Here is a 12,842-nt window from a genome sequence, read left to right as displayed (position 1 = left end):
GATGAAGATAATTAAGCGAGCTTTGACCTTCGAGGATGTTCTTTTGGTGCCTCAGTATTCTGAAATTTTGCCTAAAGAGGTCGATATAAAAACAATGTTTAGTAAAAACGTCTCACTAAACATCCCTCTCGTCTCAGCCGCGATGGATACGGTAACTGAGCATAGAGCAGCTATCATGATGGCGCGTCTAGGAGGCCTTGGCGTCATACACAAAAATATGGACGTCGCATCGCAGGTGCACGAAGTACGCCGCGTCAAAAAAAGCGAGAGCGGCGTGATCTTCGATCCGATCTCCGTTAGCCCCGACGCTACCGTAGGCGAGGCGCTTGATCTCATGGCCGACCTTCATATCTCGGGCGTTCCGGTCGTGGATGAGAATAAAATTTTAATCGGCATTCTTACCAACCGCGATTTGCGCTTTGAGACAAACAGAGGCACTCCGGTAAAAGATAGGATGACTAAAGCCCCGCTCATCACGGCTCCAAAAGGCTGCACGTTAGACGAAGCGGAGAAAATTTTCCACTCAAACCGCGTAGAAAAGCTCCCTATCATCGATAAGGACGGCCGCTTAGAGGGTCTTATAACCATAAAAGACCTAAAAAAGCGAAAAGAGTATCCAAACGCCAACAAAGATAAGCTAGGCCGTCTAAGAGCCGCCGCAGCCATCGGAGTAGGACACTTCGAGAGAGCTCGCGCTCTTACCGAAGCGGGCGTAGACGTCATCGTTATCGACTCCGCGCACGGACACTCAAAAGGCATCATCGACACTCTAAAATGGGTCAAGTCGAATTTAAACGTAGACGTCGTAGTCGGCAACATCGCGAACCCAGCCGCCGTTAAAGACCTAGCGCAGGCCGGCGCTGACGGTATAAAAGTAGGCATAGGACCCGGCTCCATCTGCACCACTCGTATAGTCGCGGGCGTAGGCGTACCGCAAATTTCAGCCATCGACGACTGCGCTACGCAAGCTAAAAAATACGGCATCCCGGTAATCGCAGACGGCGGTATAAAATACTCCGGCGACCTAGCTAAAGCCCTAGCCGCCGGCGCTAGCTGCATCATGGTCGGTAGCCTTTTAGCAGGCTGCGACGAGAGTCCCGGAGAGATGATAACCTTTCAAGGACGCCAGTATAAAACCTACCGCGGCATGGGTAGCATCGGCGCGATGACCAAAGGCAGCAGCGATAGGTATTTTCAAGAAGGCACTGCGCAAGATAAGCTCGTGCCCGAGGGTATCGAAGGCCGCGTGCCGTATGCGGGCTCTATAAAAGACGTCGTGCATCAGATGGTGGGCGGCCTGCGAAGCTCGATGGGTTACGTGGGTGCAAAGGATATCGCGGACTTTCAAGAAAGAGCCGAGTTTGTGGAGATCACGAGCGCAGGACTAAAAGAAAGCCACGTCCACGACGTAGTAATCACGCAAGAAGCCCCTAACTACAAAGTCAATTAGTGTTAAATTTAAAAACCGGCAAGGTAAAATTTAATGAGCCGCTTTATCTTGAGAGCGGCCGAATTTTACCCGAATTTGAGCTAGCCTACGAAACATACGGCGAGCTAAACGAGGATAAAAGCAACGTCATAGTCGTATGTCACGCTCTAACCGGTAGCCACCACGCCGCGGGCAGATACGAAAACGAGCAGAAATTCGGCTGGTGGGACGCGCTAGTGGGCGAGGGCAAGGGCATAGATACGAGCAAATTTTTCGTCATCTGCGTAAACATCCTCGGCTCAAATTTCGGCTCGACAAATCCGCTCAGTATCGAAAAAAGCACGGGCAAGCAGTATCGCTTGCGCTTTCCTGTGCTAACCATCAGCGACGTAGTAAAAGCGCAGATGAGGCTTTTTAAGCACTTAGGTATCGAGCGAGCGCATGCGGTCGCGGGCGGTAGCCTAGGCGGTATGCAAGCGCTTTGCTTTGCGATCGAGTTTCCGAATTTTGCTAAAAACGTCATCATTTTAGCCAGCACCTATCAATGCAAGGCCTGGGCGATCGCGTTTAACAAAATCGCGATCGAGGGCATCCTGCGCGATCCTGGTTTCAAAGACGGCCAGTACGACGAAAACGACATCGCCGCGCAGGGGCTAACCGGCATGGCGCTAGGACGCATGGCGGGGCACATCAGCTTTCTTTCTCCTAGCTCCATGGACTCCAAATTCGGCCGCAACTACGTCGAGACCGACGGCCTTTACGAGCTTACGGGGCGGTTTCAGGTCGATCGCTATATGGAGTACAACGGCCGCGGTTTTCCCAAGCGCTTTGATCCGCTGAGCTACCTTTATATAGTAAAGATGATGAATATCTTTGACTGCACGCGCCACTACGACGACCTAGCGCACGCTCTCTCGCCCGTTTGCGCCAAAGTTACGCTTATAGCATTTAGCGGCGATATGCTGTTTCCGCCAAGCTGTATGCAGCAGATGCACGAGACGCTACGCGGCATCGGCAAGGCGTGCGACTACCACGAGATAGACAGCGACTACGGTCACGACGCGTTTTTGGTCGAAGTAGATAAATTTGAAAAAATCATAAAAAAGGTTTTAGATGAGTGAAAATTTAAGCGAGGATTTTGAGAGTAAACTCGCCAAAGCAAATGAAATTTTAAAACAGCTCGGCGATGAAAATTTAAGCCTAGAGCAAAGCGTCAAGCTACACAAAGAGGGCAAAAAGCTGCTCGAGGAAGCAGACAAAATCCTGCAAAATGCAAAGCTAGTCGTAAAGGACGCGGACGATGAGTAGCGCAGCCGTTTGCGCCTTGCAGCTGCCGACTCAGCCCATGAGCGAGTCGCGGTTAGACTATTATTTTAGGATTTGCGCGGATGAGGGCGCTAGGCTCGTGGTGCTCGGAGAATACGTGCTAAATAGCTTTTTTAAAGAGCTTGAGCTCATGCCAAAAAGCCTCATCAAGGAGCAAAGCGAGCGCAAAAAGCATGCGCTTGCCGCGATGGCGCAAAAATACAATCTAGAAATCCTAGCCCCGCTCGTACTACCCAAAGGCAAAGGCTTTGTAAAGGTCGCGGCGAGATTTAGCCCCGCGTCCTCGCGCTTTTACGAGCAGCAGATCTTGATGCCCTACCCGCACTGGAACGAGGCGAAATTTTTTACCAACAAAGACGAGGGCGAGCTAAATTTACCCGTCTTTAGCTACGAAAAATTTAAAATCGGCGTGATGTTTGGCTTTGAGGCGCATTTTGGCGCGGCGTGGGCGTATATGGCGCGCAAGAAAGTCGATGCCGTAGTAGTTCCTACCGCGTGCACGTTTTTTAGCGAGTCGCGCTGGGAGGAGCTGCTAAAAACCCGCGCCTTTACAAACAACGTCTACGTCCTGCGCGTAAACCGAGTCGGCAACCACAAGGCCGCAAGCGGCGAACAGTGGAGCTTTTACGGCGATTCGATGCTTATTAGCCCCTTTGGCGAGGTGGTTTCACGCCTAGGCAAAAACGAGGAGATGATGGTAGCAAAACTCGAAAAAAAAGAACTGAGCGAAGCTAGAAAGACTTGGGAATTTTCTAAAATTTTAGAAAAAAGATTTAAGTAGTGCTTAAGCGAGCTTTTGTTTTACGGCGGTTAAGTCTGCTGCTTACTTATGCTTTAACGTAGCGTTTGTCTTTCTGCACCGCACTTATAAATTTAACGTAGATAAAATTCGGCGCGGTAGGATTACGTTTCATTTTTAAAATTTATATATTGTTAATCTTTTATTTTAGTCTTAGATTTGATATTTATAAATGTAGCGCCGAATCAAAATGAGTTATGGAAAATTTAACACAGATCGCCAAAAAGGCATAGACGGCGCAAATAGAACTAGCTAAAATCAGTTAAGAGGACTGTCCTAACAACAAGCCAATAAGCTCAGGAAGCGCAAAGACGCGGCATATACTAAAGTAAAAGGCTAGAGCGAGTTTATAGCCTTTGATTTTTTGCGTTATTTGCCGCTAAATTTAGCCTAAAATACGTCAAATTTAACGCCTTCAAATTTACAAACATCCAAATTTTGCTAATGTCCTTTGAGCCGTAAATTTAGCCCTATCTAGCCAAAATGTCTGCGTTTTTAGCGTAGCCCCCCCTAAACGCGACACGCAAGCGTTTTTTAGCTCGCCAACCTAGGCGCTTTTGCGATTTATCGCTCTAAATTTTTTTAAACGGCGTAGAAACGTAAATAAATACCAAAACCGTTTAAAATAACGAGCTTGCCGTACCAAGCCCAAACCTAAACCCATACAAAAATTTTTGCCTTTTTCGCGGCGTTTAAATTTATAAATTTTAGGGCGGCGTCTAAATTTAGTCTGAGCTTTTATGACCCTTGGTCTGTTTTCACCTTTTTACGGAGCTTAGCTTAAATTTAATAGTCGTTTAAAACAAATTTATGTATATTCTCTGATTTTACGGGTCGCAAATTTATAAATTTAAAGCCAAAAACGACCCGAGCGCGACAAAGGAGCAAGGTTGAAAATAAAATTTAGCGAAGCCAAAACCCAAGGCATCATCGGCGCGGTTTGCATTTTAGCGACAAATGCTAGCTACCTGGCGGGCGATTGGAACATATTTTGGCTGATTCATATTTTTGCGTGGCTGCTTGCGCTAACATCTTTTAACTACGCCCTAGCCCACGCCCAAGACCTATCGGGCGCAAACGTTTTTAACCTCTTTAATAACGCCTACAACGGCTTTTTAACGGCTATTTTATGCCTCATCGCGCTCTACGTCCTTGACGAAAATTTTCTCGACGTCATATTTTACGCCCTACTTCCGCTAGTCGCATTTGCCGTAGCGATCTCGTGGATCGCGGTAAATTTTAAGCTATCCCGCGCGCTAAACCGCATCCTTTTTCGCGTCTACGGATGGACGTTTGCCGTAAACGTCGCCGTAAATGCCGCATACTACGCGCTAGAGGCCGCCTGGCCCGGCCTAATCTTGCCCATAGCTAAATTTAAAACCCCCCGTAGCCGCGTCCCTTGATCTTGCGGCCTCGTGCATTTTGCTTGCGGCATGGATCAGCGTGGGTAAATTTAGCAACGAAAGTAAAGCAAATTTAAACGAAACAGGCGTAAACGCGGAGGAGCTAGAGCCTAAATTTATGCCGCTAAAAACCCAAGAAAGTAAACAAATCTAAGCAAAAGGAAAAATGTGTAAGAAATATCATATAAACAAAAAGTCCTAAAAGAAGCAAAAAGACAAGGCATAATATCATGCTGGTTTTTGCTAGCCAATTTTGCTGCATCGTTTTTGATAGCGGTTTACAAAGCCTTTACGCAACCCCATACCTTAAAGCAACTGCAAAACTTAGAGCTAATAGATAGCGTAATCACCAACTTAACGACGCTAACGGCTACTATTTATATTTGGTTAGCGATTAAAAAACTAGCCGATATCTATGACACCGATGTCTATGAAATCTTCATAAAAGCCGTAATCGCGGTCGTACTAGCGATTTTTATCTCGTTAGCGCTTAGTCTAGAAGGGATAACGCCGGGCGCCGTCAAAGCCGTTAGCTACGTATTAGTCGGTATCGGCATATATTTTTTTATACTCTGGTTTAAGCTAAATTTTGCTCTGGCCAAAATCACGAATAATAAGCTTTTTAAGACTTACGTATTTTTTGCTATCATTAGCGCCGTCGTCGGAGGAGCGATAAAAACTCTAGCGATGTTTGGCTTTTTTGGAGGAGGTATGTATATGTTAGCCGCGGCGCTAAGCATCGCGATACTATACGTGCTGCCGACTGCGTTTTATCTATACGCCTGGACTATGATAAAGGAGGAGTAAAGTGGACGAAAACGAGCAAAATTTGACCGAAGACAAAGCCCAAACAATAAACAACGCAAGAAATTTAGGATTTTTAGCGGCTATTTGCATGTCGCTTACGATTTTGTCGTCTTACATTGTAGTTTTTTCGCCGCAGTTTCAGGACAGAAACCATTGGGTACTCGTATCCATAGGCGCAATCGTTTGTTTTTATGCGGCTTTTAAAGCGCTTCAGCCTCTATGCCAGATAAATCTCGTACGGCCGTTTCATGCGAGTTGGATTTTTTGGATTGTTATGGTGGCGACGGCATATTTTAAGGAAAGATTTTATAGCGCCGAGTTTATGCTTATATTTTTTACATTATTTACTTTGTCGGCGATTTCTTGGACGATTTTAAATTTTAGGTTGGCGCGCGTCACGCAAAATCCGCTGTTTAAAATTTATGCCTACATATTTATACTCTCGGTTTTATCCGGCTACATCGCGGTTTTTGCAAAAGTGCAAATCGGCAGCGCGCTCCACTGGGCTAATATCTTGATAACAGCGACGGCTCAGGCTCTGCTAGTTGGCGCATGGTACGGCGTGGATGACGTGGAGGATGTTTAAATTTGACTGCAAGATGCGCTGATAACGGCTCTGCGTGGTTTAAATTTGATATGCCCTGTGGCGATGAATTTGGCAAATTTGAGTTAAATTTAGCTCTGACCGGCTTTATTGAATTTGCGATAGCCGTTTGCAAGTTTATTTTTATAAAACGGACAAGCGCTGATTCTACTGCCGTTCGTATCAAAAAGGCGCGGGTTTGGCCGCCTGAGTATAAATTTAACAGCCGAGTCAAATTTGACACATTTAGGCAAATTCTCGCGAGACCGTTTGCCGCGCCGCGCGTCAAATTTGACCCAAACTTGCCCTATCCGTTCATCTTAGATAGCTTCTCGTTTTTGAGATTTGCCTCCATCTGGCGGATCTCCTCCTCGCCGCTCCTTACGATACCTTTGTCGCACTCAAAGTTTTTGGCGTCTATTTTTTTCGGGTAATCGACATTTGCTAGGATGTATCTAAAAAGGTTTATGCGAGCCTGCTTTTTGCTATCTGAGACGATGATCGTCCACGGACAAAACGGCGTATTTGAGGCTAGCAGCATCGAGTATTTGGCGATAGTGTACTGATCCCAGAGCTCCTGGCTTTTTTCATCCACTGGGGAGATTTTAAACTGCTTGAGCGGATCGGTGAGGCGCTCTTTGAAGCGCTTTTTTTGCTCCTCTTTTGAAACCGAGAGGTAAAATTTAAAGAAAATAATGCCCGAGTTTTTGATCATCTCTTCAAATTTAGGCACTTCGCGCAAAAACTCCTTGTGTTCCTCCTGTGTGCAAAAGCCCATCACGGGCTCCACGCCAGCGCGGTTGTACCACGAGCGGTCAAAGATCACGATCTCGCCGGCACTCGGTAAATGCGCGACGTAACGCTGGAAATACCACTGCGAGCGCTCGACGTCGCTTGGCTTTTCAAGCGCCACGATGCGGCATCCGCGCGGATTTAGATGCTCGGTTAGGCGCTTTATCGAGCCGCCCTTGCCCGCCGCGTCGCGCCCCTCGATGATGATGAGTACGCGTAGACCCTGCTCTTTTACGTGATTTTGAAATTTTAAAAGCTCGATTTGCAGCTTTCTAAGCTCGTGCTCGTAGTCGAATTTCACGCTATCCGTGCCGTTTTTACTCACTCTAAACCTCCTTTGGGTATTTTTAAAATGTTACTATCAAATGATTAAATTTTAGCTAAAATACGCCTCTTAATTTTACATTTAACGCTGACTTTATGGGAGCTTGTGTAAAATGCGACAAAAATTTCAAGGAATATTATGATTTTTAGGATGATTTTTGCGGCGATTCTGACTTGCTGCGCTATGTTTGCCGAACCGCTTTCGGTTAAAGAAGCCTTCGGTCTCACCACGCATGCCGACGAACAAAATGTCGAGTTTAGATTTGCCCCCGCGCCAAATATCCACGTCTATAAAGACAGCCTAGCAGCGAGCCTGGGTGATAAAAATTTAAACTCGCATCTAAACTTCCCAAAAGGCGAAATTTACGACGAACGCGAAGTTTATACGGATAAATTTAGCCTTTTCGTGCCGATAAATTTGCTAAAAGGGCTTGGCGGCGGCGAAAATTTCACTCTAAAGCTCGAATACCAAGGTTGCGCCAAAGACGGCATCTGCTACCAACCGCAAGTGCTCAAATTTAGCGTCAAAAAGGGGCTTGGCGGCTACTCCGTCGCGCAGATTATAGAGGCCGCCGAGCCTGATTTTGCAAGCTCGCAAGCCCCGCTCTCCGAGCAAGACTCCATCGCCGCAAGCCTTAGCAGCGCAAATTTCCTCCTCTCGCTCGCCACGTTTTTTGGCTACGGGTTGCTGCTATCGCTCACGCCTTGCATATTTCCGATGATCCCGATCCTATCCTCTATCATCGTCTCAAAGCAAGCTAGCAGCGCGCACGGTGACAAAAACGGCGCCGTAAATTTAAGCGCGTCGGACGAAAACTCGGTCAAATTTGATAGCGGTAACCCGCACGCTAAAAACATCAAAAGCAAAAGCTCGCGCGCTACTAGCGGCTTTTTTCTCTCTGTCGTCTACGTTTTTGCGATGGCCTGTGCCTACGCGGTAGCAGGCGTGGCGGCTAGCGTTTTTGGCTCGGGCGTACAAAGCGTGCTACAAACCCCAGCCGTACTGATCGGCTTTAGCCTCGTTTTCGTTGCACTCGCGCTTTCGATGTTCGGACTTTACGAGCTTCAGATGCCCCTTGCTATGCAAAACGCGCTTAGCAAAAAAGCTCAAAGCAAGGGCGGCATAATCGGTGTTTTTGCGATGGGATTTTTATCCGCGCTCATCGCTAGCCCATGCGTGGCAGCGCCTCTTGCGGGCGCACTGCTTTACATAGCGCAGAGCGGAAACGCGCTGTTTGGCGGGCTTGCGCTCTTTACGATGGGGGTTGGTATGGGCGTGCCGCTACTGCTGATCGGAGCAAGCTCGGGTAAAATTTTACCGCGGCCGGGCGCCTGGATGGACAAAATCAAGACGATTTTTGGCTTTATCATGCTGATAATGGCGGTTTGGCTGAGCGCGCGCGTACTGGGAGCTATGGCGGAGCTACTGCTTTACGGCATTATCGGCGTGTTTGCTAGCGTATTTTTCGGAGCTTTTGATGCGACAAGTAGCGAGCAAAGCGGCGGCAAAAAACTACTAAAAGGCACGGCGCTACTAGCCTTTATCTACTCCGTCTTGCTGATCGCGGGCTCGTTTTCGGGCGCTAAATCGGCGCTAAATCCGCTTGAAGGTTTTAAAAATGCAGGCGGTGCAGGCGTAAATTTGAGCAAAAATGAACCGAATTTTATCGCCGTCTCAAATTTGACCGAGCTAGAAAATGCAGTAAAAAGCTCGTCTAAGCTCGTACTGATCGATTTTTATGCGACTTGGTGCGCTAGCTGTAACGAGCTTGACGAGATCACTTTTAAAGACGAAGCCGTGCTAAAAAAACTGGAAAATTTCACTCTTTTGCGAGTGGACGTAACAAAAAACAGCAGTGACGACGCGCAGATAATGAAAAAATTCGGACTCATCGGACCGCCTGCGATCCTATTTTTTCGCGCAGGTAGCCACATGCAAGATGAGCTAAAAAACGCACGGCTCATCGGCTTTTACTCGCCCGAAAAGTTTTTAGAGCATCTTGAAAAATTCGGGCTGTGAAATTTACGAAAACGCGGTGCTGTAGGAAAATTTGGAAGTAAATTTGGCCTAGTTTTTGTTCTGTAGTCAAATTTGGCGTTTAAATTTTGCGAATTTAAATCCGGTCAAATTTATGCGGCGATTTTATCGTATTAAATTCGGAAAAGTTTTTTAATGCGGTTAAATTTGCTTCCGAATTTTGACCGCAAGAACTTCCGCCTTTACTCTCGAATATTTTTGCAGTGCTGCCAGCGACGATTGCAAGCTCATTTTATCGCGCTTTGATTATTTTTTACGATTTTATCCTCAAAATTTGAGATAATTAAAGCTGATTTAAATTTCGCTCGCTATAATTTCGCCTATCGTTACCCTGTAGTTTAGTGGTAGAACTGCTGACTCTGGATCAGCTAACAGAGGTTCGAATCCTTTCAGGGTAACCAGATTTATGGAAAAATGTTTCAAAACATCGTATTCTGACCAATCTTTATAAGCGCTACCGTCACTTACTGAGCCGTTACGACAAAAAAACTCACTAAATTCACTCACCATACAAGCTCATAAAAACCTATTTCGTCGCTTTTCGCAAATTACGAAGCCCGGCCGACAATAAAATCAAAAGGCTAAATTTAGGAGACTTCCCTGAATTTAGTTTGGCCATGGCGCCCAAGGAGAGATTTAAGCTGGAGCAAAAGGTAAGAGACAGCATCGACGTCAAACATGGGAGCGAGATAAACGAGCAGGCTAATTTTAACAAAAGCCACTAGTGTAGAGCCAAACACCATAAACAGAGATAAGAGGCTGCTTGAGATGTATGTCTATCCGTTTTTTTGAAGACAGAAGCGTTGTAAAACTGTTTTTCAGATTAATGTAAGCGTAAAACTACGATTTTTACTTTGATTTCTAACGTAAATTTCCTTAAAGCTGCCTTTTAAAAGTATTTAAAGCTTGATTGTTTTTTATATCCTAAACACCCGATCACTCATGCTCTCATAGTTTTTATCCAGCTACTAATCAACGACGGTATAGAGAGCTTCTCATTTCTCTAGTTTACTACTTCATTGCACGCTAGACCCACTACTCTACTCCACTTAGGTCGCATTGCTGATTTCGCATGAACGCCATATTATCAAAACGTCTTTTTGGCTTATACAAGGGATTTTTAATAATACTTGTGTATAATACACAATACAAGGTTTAAAAAATGAGCAAAAAAGATAAGTTATTAAAAGAGCTTGAAAATAATCCGACAAACGTAAGATTTGAGATACTGGAAAAACTTTTGCTAGATAGCGGATTTGAGTTAAAAAGCATCAAAGGATCTCATCATAGTTTTTCAAACGGCAAGTTGCTAATCACTCTACCGTATCATAAACCTATGAAAATTTTTTATGTAAAAGCGGTTTTAAAAGCTACCAAAGGAGAGTAAAATGAAAAAAGATCTAGATTATTACTTAAATTTACCGTATAAAATAGAATTAAAAAAAATCCCGCAAAGTGAAGGCGGGGGATGGGGCGCGTTTATGCCTGAATTTAACGGCGTAGCATTTTTTTACGGTGACGGCGAGAGTAAAAATGAAGCCTTGGATGAGCTTGAAGTAGCTTTTAGAGCAGCCTTAGAAACTTTGATCGAAAGCGGTGCGATGATTCCGGAGCCGATAAGCGAGGAAAAACGCGTGCGCGTAAACGTAAATTTACCTAAATCGCTGCTTGAGGCGATCGATAAGGTAAGCTCAAATCGCTCTAAATTTCTAACCGATGCAGCGAATTTAAAACTAGCAGGGCTTTAAATTTAGCCTTTTAAGCGTATTGTCTATAAATTTTAGACTCTTTGAGCTCTTTTAGCGTCTCTTCTATTTCATAGTTTAGCGCGCTTTGCGTTTCGTCGCTTAAATTTACGCGCATTTTTATTTTATTAGGGAGATTATCAAGCCTATTTGATAATGTCGAGGCTAATATCGCTAAGATCTTTTTCAAGCTTGAAAATCGGCACTACTTCGCCCTTTTTCTCGGCCAAAATCAGCTTTTTTATCTCAGCGTCAGCAAATTCCTTCTGCGCCCTAGCTTCGGTTAGCCCGTAGGTGCTCGTAGCGTTTGCTATTTTATACTCGATATAGCTTTGGACGCACTCCTTTAGATCCCATTTATTGCGCCCGATCTTGGTTATCACGCCCTCGTTTTCCAGATCTTGGATACGCCGCTGAGTAAGAGATAAAATATCGCTTAGCTCTTTAGTCGTCACGTCCATTTTAACTCCTTGCCCGAGTAAAGCAGGAACTGCGAACGGCAGCTTCACTCCTGCAACCATCTAAAGCACACCGCTGCTCTCGGAGTCGACGTAAAAATTGAAATTTTGGTCTCTGTTCGCTAAAATAACGGTATAAATTTAACATTTGTCGTCCGATTTTGTAAAAAGCGATAGTTCGCTTTCACATTTTGCTTTTAATGCGCGTTTTTGCTCGGTGATGCTTTGAATGTGGTGCTTTAGTTTGAGGTTGCCTTTGGTAAAATTCTCCATGATAAGATCTATTATACCGCTCTTTTTCATCTCGTAAGCTTCGCAAAGTAGCTCAAAAGTAGATGCGTTGTCGATGCTGATCTTAAAATCGTACCGCGTTTTTTGATTTTTAGATTGTTATGGATTTATCATCCCTTACTCCTCGCGCAAATTTAATTCATGCTGCAGGCAAAAGCTTTACTACTTGGCTTCCATTTAGCCGCTACCGCCATCCTTTGGGTATGAGACGCACCCTAAAACTCTACTTCAAGGATTCCTATTTTTGTCTTTTGGCTTTACTTTCAGCAGTGCTATAAAATTACGATTTTCATCTCCTGCTATTTAATACCAAATTTGTCATTTTTACTCCAGAATAAGCTAAAAGGATAATGTTAAATGCTTCGTTTCGATCGAAAATTTTTACCCATCTTAGCTTTGAGTAGCCGTTTTTGTCTTTGATCTTTCTATTTTTTCGCGGTAAGCTTCCTCTTTGCAATTCTCGTTAAAGTGAAAATAGTTTCATTCCGACTTGCCGATACGAAGCAGACAATAAAGCTCATTTTTTCCTGCATAAGTACCCACCGACATAAATTTAATGCCCTTTTGGATAATTTTGATCTTGTTTAAAAATGGCAATTTGCCGCTCTGCTAGCTCAGACCTTTAGTAGCGATGAAGTTTTTATTTAAACAACCACCTGGCATTTAATGTCTTAACAAGATAAAAATTTAGCCATACATAATCTGTATTTATTGTTCTTTACTCTATCTCATTAACCGTATCCAAAGAATCTCATAATTTAATTACTATTGCAAAAATATTCAGCCATAACCATTTACTTCTATATTAAAAAATACAAACTTCGCCCGATATAACAACTCAACCTAT

Annotated in this window: 13 protein-coding genes and 1 tRNA gene; 11 read left to right on the top strand and 3 right to left on the bottom strand. The window is 44.7% G+C overall.

Annotated features, from left to right (window positions below):
* Position 1: 1 nt before the first annotated feature.
* From guaB to Q0218_RS06690, 7 genes are all read left to right on the top strand, one after another.
* Positions 2-1,450: an IMP dehydrogenase gene (gene guaB / locus Q0218_RS06720; RefSeq protein ID WP_297967825.1), complete on the top strand. Its 1,449-nt coding sequence runs from the start codon at positions 2-4 to the stop codon at positions 1,448-1,450.
* On the top strand, positions 1,450-2,550 hold the full coding sequence (locus Q0218_RS06715) for a homoserine O-acetyltransferase (protein WP_297967822.1): 1,101 nt from the start codon (positions 1,450-1,452) through the stop codon (positions 2,548-2,550). The genes guaB and Q0218_RS06715 overlap by 1 nt, the downstream gene beginning before the upstream one ends.
* Positions 2,543-2,737, top strand: a complete 195-nt coding sequence (xseB, locus tag Q0218_RS06710; protein WP_002948190.1) for an exodeoxyribonuclease VII small subunit — start codon at positions 2,543-2,545, stop codon at positions 2,735-2,737. The genes Q0218_RS06715 and xseB overlap by 8 nt, the downstream gene beginning before the upstream one ends.
* Positions 2,730-3,536, top strand: coding sequence for a carbon-nitrogen hydrolase family protein (locus tag Q0218_RS06705; protein ID WP_297967819.1), 807 nt, complete (start codon positions 2,730-2,732; stop codon positions 3,534-3,536). Before xseB ends, Q0218_RS06705 begins: the two co-directional genes overlap by 8 nt.
* 908 nt (positions 3,537-4,444) lie before the next feature.
* Positions 4,445-4,957, top strand: coding sequence for a hypothetical protein (locus Q0218_RS06700; RefSeq protein WP_297967817.1), 513 nt, complete (start codon positions 4,445-4,447; stop codon positions 4,955-4,957).
* 240 nt (positions 4,958-5,197) lie between these two features.
* Complete coding sequence (locus Q0218_RS06695; protein ID WP_297967814.1) at positions 5,198-5,764, top strand: hypothetical protein; 567 nt, start codon at positions 5,198-5,200, stop codon at positions 5,762-5,764.
* A gap of 1 nt (position 5,765) precedes the next feature.
* The gene (locus Q0218_RS06690) at positions 5,766-6,350 is read left to right on the top strand and encodes a hypothetical protein (protein ID WP_297967811.1); all 585 of its coding nucleotides are present in this window, start codon (positions 5,766-5,768) and stop codon (positions 6,348-6,350) included.
* Between the two features lie 304 nt (positions 6,351-6,654).
* Here Q0218_RS06690 and ppk2 read toward each other — a convergent pair whose 3' ends face one another.
* Positions 6,655-7,464, bottom strand: a complete 810-nt coding sequence (gene ppk2, locus Q0218_RS06685; RefSeq protein WP_297967808.1) for a polyphosphate kinase 2 — start codon at positions 7,462-7,464, stop codon at positions 6,655-6,657.
* A gap of 138 nt (positions 7,465-7,602) precedes the next feature.
* Here ppk2 and dsbD point away from each other — a divergent pair, with 138 nt between their 5' ends.
* From dsbD to Q0218_RS06665, 4 genes are all read left to right on the top strand, one after another.
* A complete protein-coding gene (dsbD, locus tag Q0218_RS06680; RefSeq protein ID WP_297967805.1) occupies positions 7,603-9,483 on the top strand; it encodes a protein-disulfide reductase DsbD in 1,881 nt (626 codons plus the stop codon).
* Between the two features lie 345 nt (positions 9,484-9,828).
* Positions 9,829-9,902, top strand: a tRNA-Gln gene (locus Q0218_RS06675).
* Between the two features lie 761 nt (positions 9,903-10,663).
* On the top strand, positions 10,664-10,888 hold the full coding sequence (locus tag Q0218_RS06670; RefSeq protein WP_170020632.1) for a type II toxin-antitoxin system HicA family toxin: 225 nt from the start codon (positions 10,664-10,666) through the stop codon (positions 10,886-10,888).
* Between the two features lies 1 nt (position 10,889).
* Positions 10,890-11,249 (top strand): type II toxin-antitoxin system HicB family antitoxin, encoded by a 360-nt coding sequence (locus Q0218_RS06665; RefSeq protein ID WP_297967798.1) that lies wholly within the window; start codon positions 10,890-10,892, stop codon positions 11,247-11,249.
* 143 nt (positions 11,250-11,392) lie between these two features.
* Here Q0218_RS06665 and Q0218_RS06660 read toward each other — a convergent pair whose 3' ends face one another.
* Positions 11,393-11,707, bottom strand: coding sequence for a hypothetical protein (locus Q0218_RS06660; RefSeq protein WP_297967795.1), 315 nt, complete (start codon positions 11,705-11,707; stop codon positions 11,393-11,395).
* 138 nt (positions 11,708-11,845) lie between these two features.
* Positions 11,846-12,007, bottom strand: a complete 162-nt coding sequence (locus Q0218_RS06655; protein ID WP_297967792.1) for a hypothetical protein — start codon at positions 12,005-12,007, stop codon at positions 11,846-11,848.
* Positions 12,008-12,842: the final 835 nt, after the last annotated feature.

The sequence above is a fragment of the uncultured Campylobacter sp. genome (assembly GCF_938039245.1).
GTDB lineage: Bacteria > Campylobacterota > Campylobacteria > Campylobacterales > Campylobacteraceae > Campylobacter_A.
The sequence above is the reverse complement of the archived record's forward strand: the minus strand, read 5'-3'. Positions and strand labels throughout refer to the sequence as shown.

Excerpts from the sequence above, each read along its gene's own strand:
- Q0218_RS06665 (WP_297967798.1), top strand. The coding sequence starts at position 10,890 with ATGAAAAAAGATCTAGATTATTACTTAAATTTACCGTATAAAATAGAA.
- Q0218_RS06655 (WP_297967792.1), bottom strand. The coding sequence starts at position 12,007 with ATGAAAAAGAGCGGTATAATAGATCTTATCATGGAGAATTTTACCAAA.
- Q0218_RS06705 (WP_297967819.1), top strand. The coding sequence starts at position 2,730 with ATGAGTAGCGCAGCCGTTTGCGCCTTGCAGCTGCCGACTCAGCCCATG.
- dsbD (WP_297967805.1), top strand. The coding sequence starts at position 7,603 with ATGATTTTTAGGATGATTTTTGCGGCGATTCTGACTTGCTGCGCTATG.
- Q0218_RS06660 (WP_297967795.1), bottom strand. The coding sequence starts at position 11,707 with ATGGACGTGACGACTAAAGAGCTAAGCGATATTTTATCTCTTACTCAG.
- Q0218_RS06670 (WP_170020632.1), top strand. The coding sequence starts at position 10,664 with ATGAGCAAAAAAGATAAGTTATTAAAAGAGCTTGAAAATAATCCGACA.
- xseB (WP_002948190.1), top strand. The coding sequence starts at position 2,543 with ATGAGTGAAAATTTAAGCGAGGATTTTGAGAGTAAACTCGCCAAAGCA.
- guaB (WP_297967825.1), top strand. The coding sequence starts at position 2 with ATGAAGATAATTAAGCGAGCTTTGACCTTCGAGGATGTTCTTTTGGTG.